Origin of the sequence: Ferrovibrio sp., assembly GCF_041906005.1 — a bacterium.
In the GTDB taxonomy this organism is placed as follows: domain Bacteria; phylum Pseudomonadota; class Alphaproteobacteria; order Ferrovibrionales; family Ferrovibrionaceae; genus Ferrovibrio.
This window is the reverse complement of record NZ_JAYRJY010000001.1, coordinates 714,978-733,281: the sequence shown is the minus strand read 5'-3', so window position 1 is coordinate 733,281 and position 18,304 is coordinate 714,978. Positions and strand designations below refer to the sequence as shown.

Genomic DNA, 18,304 nt, shown 5'->3' with positions numbered 1-18,304 from the left:
AACACCATGGCCGCAGACAGCGCCCGCAACCACGACTACCATCTCGTCGATCCCAGCCCGTGGCCCTTCGTCGGCGCAATGGGCGCCTTCGCCCTGGCGATTGGCGCGGTGGCCGGCTTCCATGGCCACAGCTATCTCTGGGCGGTGCCCGGCCTGCTGATCGTGCTCTACACCATGATTGCCTGGTGGGGCGATGTGATCCGCGAAGCCGAGCATGACGGCCACCATACGCCGGTGGTGCAGCTGCACCTGCGCTACGGCATGGTGATGTTCATCGCCTCGGAGGTGATGTTCTTCGTTGCCTGGTTCTGGGCCTACTTCAACGCTTCGCTGTTCCCGACCGAGGCCATCGGCCATGTCTGGCCGCCGGCCACGATCGAGACCTTCGATCCCTGGCACCTGCCGTTCATCAATACGCTGATCCTGCTGCTCTCGGGCACCACGGTCACCTGGGCGCACCACGCCCTGCTGCATGATGACCGCAAGGGTCTGGTCCAGGGCCTGACGATCACCGTCATCCTCGGCGTGCTGTTCACCACGCTGCAGGCCTACGAGTACAGCCATGCCGCCTTTGGCTTCAAGGACGGCATCTATGCCTCGACCTTCTACATGGCGACCGGTTTCCACGGTTTCCACGTCATCATCGGCACCATCTTCCTGCTGGTCTGCCTGGTTCGCGCCACCAAGGGCCATTTCAAGTCGAACCACCACTTCGGCTTCGAGGCGGCCGCCTGGTACTGGCATTTCGTCGACGTGGTGTGGCTGTTCCTGTTCGTCGCGATCTACTGGTGGGGCGCCGGCACGCCGGCCGCCCACTAACGGCCAGAACGATGGCGGCCGCATTTTATCCGCCGCTATCGCCGGTATCGACGGGGCTTCGCTGCAGGTGTCCCCGCTGCGGCGAAGCCCCGCTGTTTGATGGGCTGCTGACGGTCAAGCCGCGCTGCCCGTCCTGCGATCTGGATTATGCCAAGATCGACGCCGGCGACGGGCCGGCGGTTTTCGTCATCCTCATTCTCGGTTTCATCGTTGTCGGCCTGGCGCTGTGGGTCGAGTTGCGCTTCGGCCCGCCGCTCTGGCTGCACATGGTTTTGTGGGCGCCGCTCATCCTGGGCGGCTCCATTCTTCTGCTGCGGCCCTTCAAAGCCACGCTCATCGCGCTACAATTCCGGCACAAGGCTTCGTCCGACATAGAATTGCTGCGCGAGTAATCCATTGAAAATTCTAGGTTTTCGGCCGGCCCTCTGGCCGACCCTGTTCACCATTCCCGCCCTTATCCTGCTGCTCGTCCTGGGCACCTGGCAGGTGCAGCGGCTGTTTTGGAAGCTCGAGCTGATCGAAAGCGTCGAAACCGGGCTGAAGGCACCGCCCGTGCCGCTGCCCGCAGGGCCGCTCGATCCGGAGCAGTGGAGCTATCGCCCGGTCACGGTGCGCGGCAGCTTTGACCACAGCCACGAGTTCCATCTGCTGGCCCATTCCGAACGCGGCAATTTCGGGTATCACATCATCACGCCGCTCAAGCGCAGCGACGCGCCCGGCTGGGTGCTGGTCAGCCGTGGCTGGGTGCCGGCCGAGGACAAGGACCCCGCCCGCCGCGCAGAGGGGCAGGTGACTGGCGAAGTGACGATTTCGGGCATCACCCATCTGCCCTGGGGCAAGGGCTGGTTCACGCCCGACAACGACCTGCAGCGTAACCTGTGGTATTACGGCGACGCCGCCGGGATGCTGAAGGCCGCCGGCATCACCGACGCGCCGGAACTCTTCGTCGATGCCGATGCCTCGGTGAAGGTGCCGGGCGGCTGGCCGCGCAGCGGCCATACCAGGCTGAATTTCACCAACAATCACCTGGCCTATGCGGTCACCTGGTATAGCGGTGTCATAGTCCTGGCGGTGATTTATGTGCTATGGCATCGGCGCCGGGACCGCGAAGCGGCAGCGAAATCCGGCCAGCCAAAGGCCTGAGACATGAAAAGCTACAAGGCTCTCGAAACACGATTCCGCCGCATCGGCGCGGTGAACGGGGCCTTGGCCATGCTGGGCTGGGACCAGTCCACCATGATGCCCGAAGGCGGCAGCAAGGCCCGCGCCGAGCAGATGGCGGTCTTGAGCGTGGTGCGCCATGAATGGCTGACCGATCCGCGACTAGCCGACCTGCTGGGCGAGGCCGAGGCGCAACAGAAAAGCCTGAGCGACTGGCAGCGCGCCAATCTGCGCGAGATGCACCGGCAATGGCGCCATGCCACGGCGCTGACGTCCGACCTGGTGGAGGCGCGCTCGAAGGCCAGCATGGCCTGCGAGATGGTCTGGCGCAAAGCCCGCCGGGATGATGATTTCAAATCCTTCGCCAAGGCATTCAAGCCGGTGCTGGAACTCACCCGCGAAGTGGCCGCCGCCAAATCGGCGGCCTTTGGCCTGGATGCCTATGACGCGCTGCTGGATGAGTATGAGCCCGGCGGCCGGTCGGCCAGAATCGACAAGCTGTTTGCCGATCTGGGCGGCTTCCTGCCCGGCTTCATCGACAAGGCCCTGAGCAAACAGGCCAAGCGGCCCGCGCCGTTGCCACTGCCGGGGCCATTTTCGACCGAGGCGCAGCGCCAGGTCGGCCTGCGCTTCATGAAGGCGCTGGGTTTCGATTTCAATCACGGGCGGCTGGATGTCAGCCTGCACCCTTTCACCGGCGGCGTGCCCGACGACGTGCGCATCACCACGCGCTATTCGGAAGACGATTTCACCAAGGCGCTGATGGGCGTGCTGCACGAGACCGGCCATGCGCTGTATGAACTCGGCCTGCCCAAGGCGTGGCGCGACCAGCCGGTGGGCGAGGCGCGCGGCATGGTGCTGCATGAAAGCCAGAGCCTGCTGGTCGAGATGCAGGTCTGCCGCGGCGCCGAATTCCTGCGCTATGCCGCGCCGATCCTGCGCAAGGCCTTCAATGGCAGCGGCCCGGCTTGGTCGGATGAAAACCTGCTGGGCATCTATGCGCGGGTGAAGCCCGATCTGATCCGCGTCGATGCCGACGAGGTGACCTATCCGGCCCATGTGATCCTGCGCTACCGCCTGGAACAGGCCCTGCTGCACGACCACCTGCCGATCGACGATCTGCCCGATGCCTGGAACGACGGCATGCAGACCCTGCTGGGCGTCGATGTGCCCGATTATGCCCAGGGCTGCATGCAGGACATCCACTGGGCGGTCGGCTCCATCGGCTATTTCCCGACCTATACGCTCGGCGCGCTCTCGGCGGCGCAGCTTTTCGCTGCCGCCAAGGAGCAGGATGGCGACATCCTGCCGGGCATCGCCAAGGGCGATTTCAAGCCGCTGCTGCGCTGGCTGCGCGTCAACGTGCATGGCAAGGGATCGCTGCTCACCACCGACGAAGTGCTGCGCGAGGCGACGGGCAAGCCCTTAAGCACCGCCGCCTTCAAGGCGCATCTCAAAGCCCGTTATCTGAACTGAGCCAACCATGCGTTACATCTCCACCCGCGGCCAGGCGCCGGAACTCGATTTCGAAGGTGTGCTGCTGGCCGGGCTGGCAACCGACGGCGGCCTTTATGTGCCGGCGCAATGGCCGCAGTTTTCGGCCGCCGACTGGCGTGCCATGCGCGGCCTGCCTTATGCCGAAATCGCCTTCCGGGTGATCAAGCCTTTCGTCGGCGGCTGCATCCCCGATGCCGACCTCAGGCGCATGATCGATGAGGCTTATGCCACCTTCGGCCACAAGGCCGTGGTGCCGCTGCGGCAGATCGATGCCAATGACTGGCTGCTGGAACTGTTCCATGGCCCGACGCTGGCTTTCAAGGACGTGGCCCTGCAATTGCTCGGCCGGCTGTTCGACTGGGCGCTGGCGCGTTCGGGCAGGCGTGCGACCATCGTGGGCGCCACCTCGGGCGATACCGGTTCGGCCGCCATCGAGGGCTGCCGTGGCCGCGCCAATCTGGATATCTTCATCCTGTTTCCGCATGGCCGTGTCTCGGACGTGCAGCGCCGGCAGATGACGACGGTGCCCGATGCCAACGTGCATGCCATCGCGCTGGAGGGCACCTTCGACGATGCCCAGGCGATGGTGAAGGCATTGTTCAACGACGCCGGCTTCCGCAATGCGGCGGGCCTCACGGCGGTGAACTCGATCAACTGGGCCCGGGTGATGGCCCAGATCGTTTATTACGTGACGGCATCCCTGAGCCTGGGCGGGCCGGAGCGCGCGCCGGCCTTCTGCGTGCCGAGCGGCAATTTCGGTGACATCTTCGCCGGCTACTGCGCGGCGAGGATGGGGCTGCCCATCGCCAAGCTGATCGTCGCCACCAACCGCAACGACATCCTGGCGCGTTTCTTCGAGACTGGCGAATATCGCAAGGATGGTGTGAATCCCACCATCAGCCCCAGCATGGACATCCAGGTGGCGAGCAACTTCGAGCGCCTGCTGTTCGACATGCATGGCCGCGACGCAGCCCAGGTGCGCAAGTTGATGGGCGAACTCGACAGCGCTGGCGGCTTTACCGTTTCGGCCAATGCGCTGGCCGAGACCAAGCGGCTGTTCGCCGCCGGCCGGGCTGACGAAAAAACCACCAAGGCGATGCTGAAAACGGCCTTTGCCGCCAGCAACGGCCAGCTGGTCGATCCGCATACCGCCGTGGGCCTGGCGGTGGCGGCCGAGCAGCGCACCAAGGCCGGTTTGCCGCCGGATACCCCGCTGGTGACGCTCGCCACTGCCGATGCGGCCAAATTCCCGGCCGCCGTCGAGGAAGCCACCGGCCAGCATCCGGCCCTGCCGCCGCGCATGGCCGACCTGTTCGAGCGGCCGGAGCGGCAGACCGTGCTGCCCAACGACGTGGCAGGGGTGCGCGCCTTCATCGAAAGCCGTAGAGTGAAGGCATGACTGTACGCATCAGCACGCTATCCAACGGCATGCGGGTGGTCTCCGAGGCCATGCCGCAGGTCAAGACCGTGTCGGTCGGTATCTGGGTCGATGCCGGCGCCCGTGACGAGACGCCCGAGATCAACGGCGTCGCGCATATGCTTGAACACATGGCCTTCAAGGGCACCGAGCGCCGCACGGCGCTGGCCATCGCCGAGGAGATCGAGGCGGTCGGCGGCCACCTGAATGCCTTCACCTCGCGCGAACAGACCGCCTATTACGCCCGCGTGATGGCCGGCGATACCCGCCTGGCGCTCGATATCCTGGCCGACATCCTGCAGCATTCCGTCTTCGATGCCGAGGAACTGGAACGCGAACGCGAAGTCATCATCCAGGAAATCGGCCAGTCGGAAGATACGCCCGACGACATCATCTTCGATCATCTTCAGGAAACCGCCTTTCCGGGGCAGCCGCTGGGCCGTTCGATCCTCGGCACGGTGGAACGCGTTTCGGCCATGCAGCGCGGCGACCTGCAGGGTTTCCTTGACCGTTTCTACCATGGCCCCAGCCTGGTGCTGGTGGCGGCCGGCGCGGTCGAGCATGACATGCTGGTGGCCGAAGCCGAGCGGCTGTTTGCCCGCCTGCGCCAGACGCCCCGGGCGAAGCAGCAGGATGCGCGTTACGGCGGCGGCGGAGAGAAGCGGGCGGTACGGGATCTGGAGCAGGCCCATGTGGCCATCGCGCTGCCGGGCCTGGCCTTCGACGATCCCGATTATTACGCCATGCAGGTCTATGCCACCGTGCTGGGCGGTGGCATGTCGTCGCGGCTGTTCCAGGAAGTACGCGAGAAGCGCGGTCTGGCCTATTCGGTTTATGCCTATCCGAGTTCCTATCGCGATGGCGGACTGCTCACCATCTATGCCGGCACGGGTGCCGAGAAGCTGGCCGACCTGACACCGGTGCTGGCCGATGAACTGGGCAAGCTGTGCGGCCGGGTCGACGATGCCGAATTGCAGCGCGCCCGCGCGCAGCTGAAAGTGGGCCTTGTGATGTCGCTGGAAAGCTCGGGCGCACGCATCGAGCAACTGGGTCGCCAGATGCTGCTGTTCGGCCGGCCGCTCGATATCGACGAGGTTCTGGCCGCCGTCGACCGCGTCGATGGGGCTGCTGTGCGCAAGGTGGCCGAACGTGTGATGCGCACGGCGCCGCCCACGGTGGCGGCACTGGGCCCGGTCGAGCGACTGGAACCCTACCAGCGCTTCGCCGCGCGGTTCGGCTGAGGCGATAAGGGGGAAGGGAAGGCGGCATGCTGTTCGGGCGCTTCCTTCCCGGGGCCACCCCGGTCCTCAACGGCGACAAGCTGTATCTGCGGGCGCCCGAAATCAACGATTACGAAGCCTGGGCCACGCTGCGCGCGGTCAGCCGCGACCATCTGCAGCCGTGGGAGCCGACCTGGGCGGAAGATTCCTTGAGCCGCGACGGCTATCGCCGGAGGCTGGCCTGGTTCGAACGCCTGCGCCGGCAGGAACATGGCGAAGCCTATTTCATCTATCTGCGGCGCAACGACATGCTGTTGGGCGGCATCACCTTGTCGAATATCCGGCGCGGTGCCTCGCAATGCGGGGAACTGGGGTATTGGATCGGCAAGCCGCATGCCGGCCAGGGTTATATGACCGAAGCCCTGACCATCATGGTGCAGCATTGCTTTGCCACGTTGAAATTGCATCGCCTGGAAGCGGCCTGCCTGCCCGAGAATGCGCCCAGCCGGCAATTGTTGAGCAAGGCTGGTTTCCGCAGCGAGGGGTTGTTGCGCGAATATCTCAAGATCGACGGCGCCTGGCGCGATCACCAGCTCTATGCGCGTCTGGCGACGGACCGGGGCTAGTCTGGTTTTTCAGGCGTGACCCGAGACGCTGGCCAGTTTGGCCACGTCGATGCCGATCTTGCGCACCGCGCGATCCCACAGGGAGTCGAGTTCGGGATCGAAGATCAGATCGAAATCGGCTGGCGCGGCCAGCCAGGCGTTGTCGTGGATTTCGGTATCGAGCTGCCCCGCGCCCCAGCCGGCATAGCCAAGCGCGAACAGGCTGTGCTGTGGCCCCGTGCCGGCAGCGATGGCGCGCAGAACATCCAGCGTCGCGGTCAGTCCGATGCCGATATCCTCGTCGATCTTCACGCTGCCCTGGCGCATGTAGTCGGTGGAATGCAACACGAAGCCGCGTCCGGTTTCCACCGGCCCGCCCTGGCGCACGATGATGTCGTTGTCGGCGGTCGATTCAATGCCGAGCTGAGTGAGCAGGTTGGGGAAGGTCAGGCCGGGATAGGGCTTGTTGATCACCAGCCCCATGGCGCCTTCCGCGTTATGCGAGCACATGTAGATCACGGTGCGGGAGAAACGCGGATCCCCCATGCTGGGCATGGCGATCAGCAACTGCCGCTCAAGGTATCCGGATATCGCCCTGCTCTCGCTCATGGTCATGCGCCTGCTCCGGTTTCACTGGAATGTTACCCCAGTCTTTCCGCTTGTCCATATATGGGGTCGATCCAGCCCCTTGCAATTGGCAGGCCAGGCCTCAGATTCAGGGCATGATCGCAATCCTGCCCCGCCGACTCGCTGCAGCCGTCCTGTTTCTTACCGTTCTGAGCCTTCCCTGGGGCAGTGCGGTCTTTGCCCAGGCCATGCAATTGTCTCCCGCGGCGGTGCGGGCCGCCCTTATCCCGGGCGGCGAAAACGAGATCGGTCTGCAGGTGCGGCTGGCACCAGGCTGGAAGTTCTACTGGCGGACCCCCGGCGAGGGCGGCGTGCCGGCTCAATTCGACTGGAGCGGTTCGCAGAATCTGGCCGGCGCGGATATCGCCTGGCCGGCGCCCCAGCGCATCGCCGTCGGCCAGGCCGATCTTTATGGCTATACCGATGAAGTGGTGTTGCCGATCCGTCTGAAACCCATGGAAGCCGGTCAGCCGGTCAGCGTGCATCTCACTCTCGAATACGGCGTATGCAAGGACATATGCATCCTGCGCACCGATCGGCTGCAGCATCAGGCCGGAACACGGCCGGGGCCTGCCGACCTGGCGCAGCTGGCCCGATGGCGGGCGCGGGTGCCGCAACCTGCCATGGCGGCCGGGTTGCAGCTGATGGCGATCAAGCGTCTGCCCGATGCCCTGGTCGTCACCTTGCAGAGCGGCGCGCCATTCAATAATCCGGACCTGTTCGTCGAGGCTGGAACCGAGAACTGGTTTGGCCGCCCCGAGGTATCGTTCAGTGCGGATCGCCGCGAGGCAAAATTCAGGCTGGCGGCAGCGCCGACCGAAAGCGTGAGCCAGCCGCTGCGGCTGACCCTGGTGGATCAGGCATTGGCGGCCGAGATGGTGCTCAAACCCTGATGCCATTGTTATGGCCGGCATTGTTATGGGCTTGTCACCGGATGGGGCTTGTTTCCGGCCGCGCGCCGGACCATTTTAGGCCGGCCGTTTCCGCGGCGTTGGACCTTCCGCTCAACGACAGACCCCTAAACAACAGACGATAACGAGGAAACCATGACCATCAAGGTTGGCGACCGCATTCCCGAAGCAACGCTGTATGTGATGTCCGATCAGGGTCCGCAAGCCGTCAAGGCGAGCGAATTCTTCAAGGGCAAGAAGGTGGCGCTGTTCGCCCTGCCGGGTGCCTTCACGCCGACCTGTTCGGCCAAGCATCTGCCGGGCTTCATCGAGAAATACGACGACCTGAAGAAGAAGGGCGTGGAAACCATCGCCTGCCTGTCGGTCAACGACGCTTTCGTCATGGGCGCCTGGGGCAAGGCCCAGAATGCCGGCGACAAGGTGGTGATGCTGGCCGATGGCTCGGGCGAGTTGACCAAGGCCATCGGCATGGAATTCGATCTTTCGGCCCGCGGCCTTGGCGTGCGGTCGCAGCGCTATTCGATGCTGGTCGACGATGGTGTGGTGAAGCAGCTCAACCTGGAAAAGCCCGGCGCCTTCGAGGTGTCGGATGCCAACACGCTGCTCGGCCAGATCTGACGTCGGGAGTCTCAGCTAAAAAAGCCGGCCCCTGCGCGGGCCGGCTTTTTATTTGCCGGTTATGCTGCCGGCAATTTCGGTGGCGGCAGAACGCGCCAGCACATCGACACGTTCATTCTCGACATGGCCGTCATGGCCGCGTACCCAGTGCCAGTCCACCTGATGCGGCGCCATGGCGGTTTCCAGCCGCTGCCACAGGTCGACATTCTTCACCGGCTTGCGATCGGCGGTTTTCCAGCCACGCGCCTTCCAGCTGCGCAGCCATTTGGTGACGCCGTCGATCACATAACGGCTGTCGGCATAAACCGCGACATGGCAGGGGCGCTTCAGTGCCTCCAGTCCCATGATCGCCGCCATCATTTCCATGCGGTTGTTGGTGGTGGCCGGTTCGGCGCCGCTCAGTTCCTTCTCGGTGCCGTTGAAACGCAGCAGGGCGGCCCAGCCGCCAGGGCCGGGATTCCCCAGGCAGGCGCCGTCGGTGAAGATTTCGACATTGTCTTCGGCCATGATCTCAGCGCTCGATGCCATAGGCCGAGGCGCCCAGAACCTGACGATGGAATTTCAGCTTCTGCCAGTATTCCAGCGGGTCTTTCGGCTTGACCAGCGCGCCGGGCACCTGATTGAGCCAGTCATATAAACGCGTCAGCAGGAAGCGCAGCGCCGCGCCGCGGGCAAACAGGGGCAGGCTGTGCACCTCGCCATCGGTCAGGGGGCGCACGCTTTCATAGCCGTTCAGCAAGGCTCTGGCCTTGGTGACGTTGAAGGCGCCATCGGCCTCAAAGCACCAGGCATTCAGGCAGATCGCCAGGTCGTAGGCGAAATAGTCGTTACAGGCAAAGTAGAAGTCGATGAAGCCGCTGAACTGCTCGCCCAGGAAAAAGACATTGTCGGGGAACAGATCGGCATGGATCACGCCGTGGGGCAGGGGGCGGTCGCCGGCGCGGCCCGGTGCATCGGGCCAGCCGGCCTTCAGCCCATCGAATTCGCGCAGGATTTCCTGGGCCAGCCCCGGCCGCACGCTGTCGGCATTGGGCTGGCAATCGGCCACCAGCTTGGCCCAGCCATCCACGCTCAACGCGTTGACGCGCTGCATCGGAAAGTCGCGCCCGGCCAGGTGCAGCTTTGCCGTGGCCATGCCCAGTTCCTGGCAATGCCTGGCATTCGGCTTGCGCGGCCAGACGCCTTTAAGAAAGCTGATGATGGCGCAGGGACGGCCGGCCACCTCGTTCAGCGTGTTGCCTTCGCGGTCATGGATCGCGGTCGGGCAGGCCAGTCCCTTGGCCGCCAGATGGTTCATCAGGTCGAGGAAATAGGGCAGGTCGTCGCGCTTCACCCGGCGCTCGTAGAGCGTGAGGATGTAGGTATCTTTCTCGGTGACCAGCAGATAATTGGAATTCTCCACGCCTTCGGCGATCCCCTTGCAGGAGATGGCCGTGCCGAGGTCGTAACGGGCCAGCAGGGCGGCCAGTTGGTCGTCGTCGATTTCGGTATAGACAGCCATGGAGCGGGATCAGGCAGCGGGAGTTTCGAGGGCGGTGGGCAGCTTGAACTGCACGGATTCCGTGGCGGTCTCGATTTCGCGCACGGTCACGTCAAAGCGCCGGCGGAAGGCCTCGATCACTTCCTCGACCAGCACTTCCGGCGCGCTGGCGCCAGCCGTGATGCCCACGCTGCGGATGCCGTTCAGCAAGGCCCAGTCGATATCGGCGGCGCGCTGGACCAGCAATGCCTGGCGACAGCCGGCGCGTTTGGCCACTTCCACCAGGCGCAGCGAGTTGGAGGAATTCGGCGCGCCGATCACCAGCACGGCGTCGCAATCGCTGGCGATCGCCTTCACCGCGGCCTGACGATTGGTGGTGGCGTAGCAGATATCTTCCTTTTTCGGCCCTTCGATCTGCGGGAAGTGCCGGCGCAGAGCCGCGATGATCTCGGCCGTGTCATCCACCGACAACGTGGTCTGGGTGATATAGGCCAGCGGTTCACCGGGGGTGACGGCCAGCCGTTCCACATCGGCGACGGTTTCGATCAGCAACACGGCGCCCATCGGCAACTGGCCCATGGTGCCGATCACTTCCGGATGGCCGGCATGGCCGATCAGCACGATGCGGCGGCCTTCACGGTGATGGCGCTCGGCCTCGCGATGAACCTTGCTGACCAGCGGGCAGGTGGCATCCAGATAGGAGAGGGCGCGGGCCTGGGCATCGGCCGGCACCGACTTCGGCACGCCATGCGCCGAAAAGACCACATGCGCGCCCGGCGGCACCTCGTCCAGCTCGTCGACAAAGACGGCGCCTTTGGCGGCCAGGCTGTCGACCACGAAGCGGTTATGCACGATCTCGTGGCGCACATAGACCGGCGCGCCGAAACGCTCCAGCGCCCGTTCCACGATCTGGATGGCCCGATCCACGCCGGCGCAGAAACCGCGCGGGGCGGCCAGGACGAGGGTGATCGGGGGGCGGTCAGCGGGGATCATGACGAACGGGCCTAAATCAGCCTTTGCAGATCAACGGGTTGCGGCCCGGTTGCGTGGGCCAGTCGCTTGTCTGGGGCGGTGCCCTCTTCTATACAGAGGGGGCCCTGAAACTGCCGGGCAAGCTAGTACACTCGTCGCGCGAAGGAAAGGCTGCCATGGCCGGCGGCATGCCCCAAGCGCACATCCCGACCGGTGAGTGCCGCACATGACCCTGCGTTTTTCCCGCCTGACCACGTTCTCCGTTCTGGCCCTGCTGATCACGGCGGGATTGCTGGCAGGCTGCAGTTCCAAGCGGCCGAATCTGCCGCCCTGTCCGCGGGTCGGTATCCTGGGGGATGCGCAGAAGTCCACCCAGTTCCGCGATGGTCCCGGCCGCGATCTGACCGACGTGACCTTCGAGACTGAGTTGCTCGATTATAACGGCGAGTGCAAATACGAAGACAAACAGAGCGTGGTGGTCGTGACCTTCACGCTGCAGGTGGCCGCCACGCGCGGCCCGGCCGCGACGGTTGCCGAGGCGCAGGTGCCTTATTTCATCGCCATCGTCGACAAGCAGCAGAATGTGCTCTCGCGCGAGCGCTTTGTCGCCCGCGTGCCCTTCCGCGAAGGTCGTCGCCGTGTCGTGGTGATCGAGGAACTGGAACAGCGCGTACCGCTGACCGGCCGCCGCACCAGCGATTTCGAAATCCTGATCGGCCTGGAAATGCCACGCGACCAGTTGGAGAAAAACCGCCAGCAGCGCGGCTTCTGACCGGCGTTTCCCGATCATGGAACAGTTGCGCCGCCCCTTGCCCGGCCTGACGGTGGCCGTCACCGTCGCGCTGGCTGTCGGGTTCATCGCCGATCATTACGGCGGCCCGCCCTTCCTGCTTGCCCTGCTGCTGGGCATGGCCTTCAATTTCCTCAGCGCCGATGCCCGGGTACGCCCCGGCATCGACCTGGCCGCACGCAGCGTCCTGCGCATCGGCGTGGCTTTGCTGGGCATCCGCATCACCTTCGACCGCATCGCCGATCTCGGGCTGGTGCCGGTGCTGCTGGCCGTGTGCGGCGTGGCGGTGGCGTTGTGCAGCGGCCTGCTGCTGGCGCGGCTGGCGGGGCGGTCTGCGGCAGAGGGCGTGCTGTCGGGCGGCGCGGTGGGCATCTGCGGTGCTTCGGCTGCGATGGCGATCTCGGCGGCGCTGCCGCGGTCGCCGCAATCCGAACGCCTGACCCTGCTCACCGTGATCGGCGTTACCGCCCTTTCCACACTGGCGATGATCGTCTATCCGTTGCTGGCCAAAACGCTGGGCCTGGATGAAACCGCCGCCGGCGTGCTGTTCGGCGCCACCATCCACGATGTGGCCCAGGTGCTGGGCGCCGGTCTGACCGTGTCGCCGCAGGCCGGCGATGTGGCGACCTTCGTCAAGCTGGTGCGCGTGGCCTGCCTGTTGCCGGTGGTGGTGATGGTTGGCTGGGCCTTTCGCGTCGCGGGCGATGGCCAGGCGACACAGACGCAGCCGCTGCTGCCGCATTTCCTGATCGGGTTCGTGGCACTGGTTGTGCTGGGCAGCGTCGTGACCCTGCCGGCGATCGTGGTGAACGGCGTTTCGGAGATATCGCGCTGGTGCCTGCTGGTGGCGATCTCGGCGCTGGGCGTGAAGACGTCGTTCGCCGAACTCTTCGCCCTCGGCTGGAAGCCGCTGGTCCTGATCCTGGCCGAAACCGTCATCCTGCTCGGCTTCGTGCTCCTGGGATTGCTGATCTTTTTCTAGGCTCGGGTTTCAGCCCAATCCTCTGCCCAGTCGTTCAGTGCCAGCAGGGTCGGCATGAGTGCCCGCGCCGAAGCGGTCAGGGCATACCCTTCGCCGTCATGATCCACCAGTGCGCCCTGCCGCAGATCCTTCAGCCGCTGCTGCAGCACGCTGGGCGAGATGTCGTCGCAGGCGGCCTGCAACGCACGGAAGGTCAGGGGACCATCCCGCAATTCCCACAGCACACGCAGGCTCCAGCGCCGGCCCAGCAGGTCCAGCACGGCCATGATCGGCCGGCCGGTGGCGGAACCGCGGACGGAGCGACGGGGCGAAACAGGCATGCGGACCTCACACGGGGCTTGCGCTACGGATTTCGTAGCGGTATTGTGCTACGGAATTCATAGCACAAAGAAAGGCCCGCCGCCATGCCTCGCCTCAGCCCCCTGGCTCCGCCCCATTCCGCCGAAGCCGCCGCCGCCCTGGCGCAGATGCCGGCCGACATCGCGCTGTTCCGCACGGTGGCCCATAACCCGCGCGTCCTGACGCGCTGGAAGGAGGGCGGGCTGCTCGACAAGGGGTCGATCACCCTGCGGCAGCGTGAAGTGGTGATCCTGCGCACCACCGCCCTGCTGAGGGCCGAATACGAATGGGGCGTGCATGTCGCCTTCTTCGCGGCCAAGGCCGGCTTCACGCCGGCCGAAATTGCCGCCACGGTGCACGGCCAGGCCAGTGACTGGCAGGGCGACGAGGCCATATTGATCCGGCTGGTGGGGGCGCTGGTGCACGGCGCCGGCATCGACGATGCCTTGTGGGCCGAGGCCAGCGCCTGCTTCGATGCCGCGCAGATGGTGGAGATCATCTCGCTGGTCGGCTTTTACCACATGGTCTCGTTCATGGTGAACGCAACCGGCGTTGAGCGGGAGCCGGGGGCGCCGGGCTTTCCGCCGAGGGGGTAACTCCGTCATCCCGGTCAAACGCCGTCGTTAACGGCGCGCGAGCCGGGATGCCATTCCGTGTCGGCAAAATGGGACCCCGGCCTCACCCCAAGGTTCGCCCGAGGTGACGGTCTTGAGTGGGGGCAGTAAGCCAGTTCTCAATAGGCGAGCGCGCAGCCGTCCTTGCGCGGATCCGAACCGGCCTGCAACACGCCATTGGCGCGATCGATCATGATGGCCTGGCCGCCGCCATGGGGCATCTCGGCCATCTTGATCTCGTGCCCCAGCGCGGCGAGGCCGTTCAGCACATCCTCGCGGATGCCGCGTTCGGCCTCGAAACGGCCCATCTGGAAGAAGCCGCGCGCGCAGTCGATGGCTTCCTGAACATTCATGCCGAAATCCAGGATGTTGGTCAGCACATGCGACTGGCCGACTGGCTGGAAGCCACCGCCCATCACGCCGAAACACAGCCAGGGCTTGCCATCCTTCATCGCCATCGCCGGGATGATGGTATGCAGCGGACGTTTATGCGGCGCGACGCAATTGGGATGCGCCGGATCGACACGGAAACCGGATCCGCGATTCTGCAGCAGGACGCCGGTTCTGGGGCTGCTCAGGCCGGTGCCGTAGGGCCAGAACAGTGAGTTGATGAAGGAGCAGGCATTGCCCTTGTCGTCCACCACGCTGATATAGACGGTGTCGCGATAGGTGGTGCCGCCGGCCGGGCTGAGTACCGGCATGGCTTTCTTCAGGTCGATGCGGCTGCGCAATTCGTCGGCGAAGCCCGCGGACAGAATCTTCTCGACCGGCACCTCGGCAAAGGCGGGATCAGCCACGTAGGTATCGCGCATCTGGAAAGCGAGCCGCGTGGCTTCCGCCTCGATATGGAAACGTTCGATACCGACCGGATCGTATTTGCTCAAGTCGAAGCCGCTCAGGATATTGAGCATCAGCAGGGTGGTGATGCCCACGCCATTGGGCGGAATCTCAAGCAGCTCAATGCCGCGATAGCTGGTGCTGATCGGCTCGACCCAGAATGCCTCCTGGGTGGCGAAATCCTCCAGCGCATGGGTGCCGCCCAGGCTGCGCAGGTATTCCACCATGTCCTCGGCGACCCAGCCGGTATAGAAGCCGTCGCGACCCTTTGCCGCCACTTCGCGGAACACCTTCGCATGCTCGGGCTGGCGGAAAACCTCACCGGCCCGCGGCGCGCGGCCGTCCTTCAGCCACATGCGCGCCGTGTTGGCGTCGGCTTTCAGCTTGGTCTCGTTGCGGCCCCAGTCGGTGGCGACGCGTTCGGTGATGGGGAAACCGTCTTCGGCATGGCGGATGGCGGGCTGCAGCAATTCGGCCAGCGGCATGCTGCCGAAACGCGCATTCAGTTTGCTCCAGGCGTCGATGGCACCGGGGATGGTGACCGCATGCACGGAGGTCAGGCCGATTTCCCTGATCCCCTGCTTCAGCAGGTAATCCGCGCTCAGGCCCTTGGGTGCGCGGCCCGAACCGTTCAGGCCATAGACCTTGCCGCCGGCGCGCAGGTCGGTGCCGGCCGGCGCATAGAGCACGAAATTGTCGCCGCCGATGCCGGTCGAACCAGGTTCGACCACGCATTGCACGGCGCAGGCGGCGATCGCCGCATCGGTCGCGTTACCACCGCGTCGCAGAATCTCGATGGCGGCCTGCGTTGCGAGCGCATGAGACGTGGCAGCGGCGCCGTTGCGGCCCATGACCACCGAGCGGCCGGGCAATTGCAGATCACGCATTGGGATTTTCCTGGACTCTGTTGGGCTTCGGAAAGCCTACACCAGAGCCATCCGCATGCGACAGAGTTTGCGGACAGACTTCATCGCCGATTCTAGATTTCATCGCGTCGCGCGCGCTGCTTTGCAAAAGCATCGGCCGCCCGCGCTTCTTCGCGTTCGCGGGTGCGCAATTGGTACCATTGGTCCCGCCCGGCCTCGTACTGCACCGGCCATGCTGCACCGCGCCAATCGTAATCGGCGGCCGCATGCAACGTGAAATACGGATCAGCCAGATGCGGCCGGGCCAGGGCGCAGAGATCGGCGCGGCCCGAGGCGACGATGGTGTTGACCTGATCGGCGCTGGTGATGGCGCCAACGGCGATGGTGGCAATGCCGGCTTCCTGACGGATCGCGTCGGAAAACGGCGTCTGGAACATGCGGCCGTATTGCGGTTTGGCTTCCGTCGAGGTCTGACCGGCCGACACATCGACCAGGTCGCAACCGTGCGCTTTCAGCATTTTCGCGATGGCGATCGAATCCTCGACGCTCAGTCCGCGCTCGGGCACCCAGTCGACGGCCGAGATGCGGACCGACACCGGCCTGTCCTGCGGCCAGACGGCGCGCATGGCATCGAACACTTCCAGCGGGAAACGCATGCGGTTTTCCAGGCTGCCGCCATATTCATCCGTGCGCGTGTTGCTGAGTGGCGAGATGAAGTTCGACAGCAGATAGCCATGGGCCATGTGCAATTCGACCAGATCGAAGCCGGCTTCGATGGCAAGCTTCGTCGATTGCACGAAATCGTCGCGTACGCGATTCATGTCGGCGCGCGTCATGGCTTTCGGCACCGCCCCTTCCGGCAGATAGGGGATTGCCGAAGCAGACAGGATCGGCCAGGCCTGATCCGGCGGCAGCGGCCGGTCGTAACCGCCGGCCCAGGGCAGGCACGTGGCGCCCTTGCGGCCGGCATGGGCCAACTGGATGCCGATCCTGGCCCGGCTGTGGTCGTGGACGAAATCGGTGATGCGGCGCCAGGCTTTTGCCTGTTCGGCACTCCACAAGCCCGTGCATCCCGGCGTGATGCGGGCCTCAGGCGCGATATCGGTCATCTCGGTCAGGATCAGGCCGGCGCCGCCGATGGCGCGGCTGCCCAGATGCACCAGCGTCCAGTCGTTGGGCATGCCATTCTCCGCCGAGTATTGGCACATCGGCGAAACCACCACGCGGTTTTCCAGCATCATGCCGCGCAGGCGGAACGGCGTGAACATCGGTGGCGGCGGATTGGCGCCGGTGGGCTGGGATATGCCGGCCTGCCGGGCGGCCTTCTCGGCGAACCAGCGATCGATCTGGGCAATGAAGGCCGGATCGCGCAGGCGCAGGTTGTCGTAGGTCACGCGCTTGGAGCGCGACAGCAGGCTGAGGGCCAACTGGATCGGCTCGAAATCACGATAGCGTTCGGTCTGCTCGAACCACTCCAGCGAGACCTGGGCGGCATGCTGCAGGATCGAGACCTCGGTCAGGCGGGCATCCTCGAAGGCTTTCAGCGCGCTGGGCAGGTCCGGATGGCCGGCATGCAGGGCGCGGTTCAGCGCGATCGCATCTTCCATCGCCAGCTTGGTGCCCGAGCCGATCGAGAAATGCGCCGTATGCACGGCATCGCCGATGATCACAACATTGTCATGAACCCAGCGCTCGCATTTGATGGTGGGGAAGGTGCGCCAGATCGAACGGTTGCTGAGCAGGCGGTGGCCTTTCAGGTGTTTGGCGAAGAGGGTTTCGCAATACGCGATGGTGTCGGCTTCGCTGGCCTGATCCAGGCCGCCCCGACGCCAGGTTTCCTCCGTCGTCTCCACAATGAAGGTCGAAAGTCCTTCCTCGAAGCGATAGGCATGCACCTGGAACAGGCCATGCTGGTTGGCTTCAAAGATAAAGGTGAAGGTGTCGAGCGGCAGGCTCGTGCCAAGCCAGACAAACTTGTTGCGCCGCCAGTCCATGCTGGGGCGGAACTGCTCTTTCCAGGTTTCGCGTACCTGGCTGTTGATGCCGTCGGCGCCGATCAGCAGGTCGCAGTTGCGACGCAGGGTCTCGAAATCCTTCTGTTCGGTACCGAATTCCAGCCGAATGCCTTCCATGGCGCAGCGGGCCTGCAGGATCTGCAGCAACCGCTTGCGCGACAGCCCGCAGAAGCCATGGCCGCCCGAGCGGATGGTTTCACCGCCAGCCACCACATCGATTTCCGTCCAATAGGCGAAATTCTGGCGGATCGCCTCGTAGGTGCCGGCATCCTCAGCCAGGAACTGGTTCAGTGTTTCATCGGAAAAGACCACGCCGAAGCCGAACGTATCGTCTGGCTGGTTGCGTTCGTAGATGGTGATCTCGTGGCGGTTGTCCGCCTTTTTCATGAGCAGGGCGAGATAGAGGCCGGCCGGCCCGCCGCCAATGATCGTGACGCGCATGGGTTCTCCCCGTCTGATCGGCGGCGCATCCGGTATGGGGCCGCCCGAGATCGTCGTGGAGATATTTTATATTTAAAATATATTCCGGCAAGC

19 protein-coding genes are annotated in these 18,304 nt (G+C 64.7%); 12 read left to right on the top strand and 7 right to left on the bottom strand.

Features of this window, described 5'->3' with window-relative positions; all coding sequences use genetic code 11:
- Positions 1-6 precede the first annotated feature (6 nt).
- Genes ACE3OO_RS03600 through ACE3OO_RS03570 form a run of 7 tightly spaced genes read left to right on the top strand, consistent with a single transcriptional unit; the run spans position 7 to position 6,740 of the window.
- On the top strand, positions 7-819 hold the full coding sequence (locus ACE3OO_RS03600; RefSeq protein WP_374299800.1) for a cytochrome c oxidase subunit 3: 813 nt from the start codon (positions 7-9) through the stop codon (positions 817-819).
- Positions 820-830: 11 nt separating this feature from the next.
- Positions 831-1,211, top strand: a complete 381-nt coding sequence (locus tag ACE3OO_RS03595) for a DUF983 domain-containing protein (protein ID WP_374299798.1) — start codon at positions 831-833, stop codon at positions 1,209-1,211.
- Between the two features lie 4 nt (positions 1,212-1,215).
- Positions 1,216-1,962 carry an SURF1 family protein gene (locus ACE3OO_RS03590; RefSeq protein ID WP_374299796.1) on the top strand — a complete coding sequence of 249 codons (747 nt, stop codon included), beginning with the start codon at positions 1,216-1,218 and terminating at the stop codon, positions 1,960-1,962.
- Positions 1,963-1,965: 3 nt separating this feature from the next.
- Positions 1,966-3,456: a carboxypeptidase M32 gene (locus ACE3OO_RS03585; RefSeq protein WP_374299794.1), complete on the top strand. Its 1,491-nt coding sequence runs from the start codon at positions 1,966-1,968 to the stop codon at positions 3,454-3,456.
- Positions 3,457-3,463: 7 nt separating this feature from the next.
- Positions 3,464-4,876, top strand: coding sequence for a threonine synthase (thrC, locus tag ACE3OO_RS03580; protein WP_374299793.1), 1,413 nt, complete (start codon positions 3,464-3,466; stop codon positions 4,874-4,876).
- Complete coding sequence (locus ACE3OO_RS03575) at positions 4,873-6,135, top strand: M16 family metallopeptidase (protein ID WP_374299791.1); 1,263 nt, start codon at positions 4,873-4,875, stop codon at positions 6,133-6,135. The genes thrC and ACE3OO_RS03575 overlap by 4 nt, the downstream gene beginning before the upstream one ends.
- A gap of 26 nt (positions 6,136-6,161) precedes the next feature.
- Positions 6,162-6,740: a GNAT family N-acetyltransferase gene (locus ACE3OO_RS03570; RefSeq protein ID WP_374299789.1), complete on the top strand. Its 579-nt coding sequence runs from the start codon at positions 6,162-6,164 to the stop codon at positions 6,738-6,740.
- Between the two features lie 9 nt (positions 6,741-6,749).
- Here ACE3OO_RS03570 and ACE3OO_RS03565 read toward each other — a convergent pair whose 3' ends face one another.
- The gene (locus ACE3OO_RS03565) at positions 6,750-7,334 is read right to left on the bottom strand and encodes a YqgE/AlgH family protein (RefSeq protein WP_374299787.1); all 585 of its coding nucleotides are present in this window, start codon (positions 7,332-7,334) and stop codon (positions 6,750-6,752) included.
- A gap of 107 nt (positions 7,335-7,441) precedes the next feature.
- Here ACE3OO_RS03565 and ACE3OO_RS03560 point away from each other — a divergent pair, with 107 nt between their 5' ends.
- Both ACE3OO_RS03560 and ACE3OO_RS03555 read left to right on the top strand, forming a co-directional pair.
- Positions 7,442-8,239: a protein-disulfide reductase DsbD domain-containing protein gene (locus tag ACE3OO_RS03560; RefSeq protein ID WP_374299785.1), complete on the top strand. Its 798-nt coding sequence runs from the start codon at positions 7,442-7,444 to the stop codon at positions 8,237-8,239.
- Between the two features lie 153 nt (positions 8,240-8,392).
- A complete protein-coding gene (locus tag ACE3OO_RS03555) occupies positions 8,393-8,875 on the top strand; it encodes a peroxiredoxin (protein ID WP_374299783.1) in 483 nt (160 codons plus the stop codon).
- Between the two features lie 48 nt (positions 8,876-8,923).
- Here the strand turns inward: ACE3OO_RS03555 and rnhA are convergent, their stop codons facing one another.
- The 3 genes from rnhA to ispH are packed head-to-tail and all read right to left on the bottom strand — an operon-like array spanning position 8,924 to position 11,348.
- On the bottom strand, positions 8,924-9,403 hold the full coding sequence (rnhA, locus tag ACE3OO_RS03550; protein ID WP_374299781.1) for a ribonuclease HI: 480 nt from the start codon (positions 9,401-9,403) through the stop codon (positions 8,924-8,926).
- On the bottom strand, positions 9,387-10,376 hold the full coding sequence (locus ACE3OO_RS03545) for a homoserine kinase (RefSeq protein WP_374299779.1): 990 nt from the start codon (positions 10,374-10,376) through the stop codon (positions 9,387-9,389). The genes rnhA and ACE3OO_RS03545 overlap by 17 nt, the downstream gene beginning before the upstream one ends.
- Positions 10,377-10,385: 9 nt before the next feature.
- Complete coding sequence (ispH, locus tag ACE3OO_RS03540) at positions 10,386-11,348, bottom strand: 4-hydroxy-3-methylbut-2-enyl diphosphate reductase (protein ID WP_374299777.1); 963 nt, start codon at positions 11,346-11,348, stop codon at positions 10,386-10,388.
- Positions 11,349-11,553: 205 nt separating this feature from the next.
- Between ispH and ACE3OO_RS03535 the strand changes: the two genes are divergently transcribed.
- Complete coding sequence (locus tag ACE3OO_RS03535) at positions 11,554-12,099, top strand: hypothetical protein (protein WP_374299775.1); 546 nt, start codon at positions 11,554-11,556, stop codon at positions 12,097-12,099.
- Between the two features lie 16 nt (positions 12,100-12,115).
- A complete protein-coding gene (locus ACE3OO_RS03530) occupies positions 12,116-13,099 on the top strand; it encodes a YeiH family protein (protein WP_374299773.1) in 984 nt (327 codons plus the stop codon).
- Here the strand turns inward: ACE3OO_RS03530 and ACE3OO_RS03525 are convergent.
- Positions 13,096-13,419, bottom strand: coding sequence for a winged helix-turn-helix transcriptional regulator (locus tag ACE3OO_RS03525; RefSeq protein WP_374299771.1), 324 nt, complete (start codon positions 13,417-13,419; stop codon positions 13,096-13,098). The two genes, ACE3OO_RS03530 and ACE3OO_RS03525, sit on opposite strands and share 4 nt — an antisense overlap.
- 84 nt (positions 13,420-13,503) lie before the next feature.
- On the opposite strand from ACE3OO_RS03525, the gene ACE3OO_RS03520 reads away from it, so the two are divergent.
- A complete protein-coding gene (locus tag ACE3OO_RS03520; protein WP_374299769.1) occupies positions 13,504-14,034 on the top strand; it encodes a carboxymuconolactone decarboxylase family protein in 531 nt (176 codons plus the stop codon).
- A 137-nt stretch (positions 14,035-14,171) separates the two neighbouring features.
- Here the strand turns inward: ACE3OO_RS03520 and ggt are convergent, their stop codons facing one another.
- Positions 14,172-15,776: a gamma-glutamyltransferase gene (ggt, locus tag ACE3OO_RS03515; protein WP_374299768.1), complete on the bottom strand. Its 1,605-nt coding sequence runs from the start codon at positions 15,774-15,776 to the stop codon at positions 14,172-14,174.
- Positions 15,777-15,868: 92 nt separating this feature from the next.
- A complete protein-coding gene (locus ACE3OO_RS03510; protein WP_374299766.1) occupies positions 15,869-18,211 on the bottom strand; it encodes a bifunctional salicylyl-CoA 5-hydroxylase/oxidoreductase in 2,343 nt (780 codons plus the stop codon).
- Positions 18,212-18,304 lie beyond the last annotated feature (93 nt).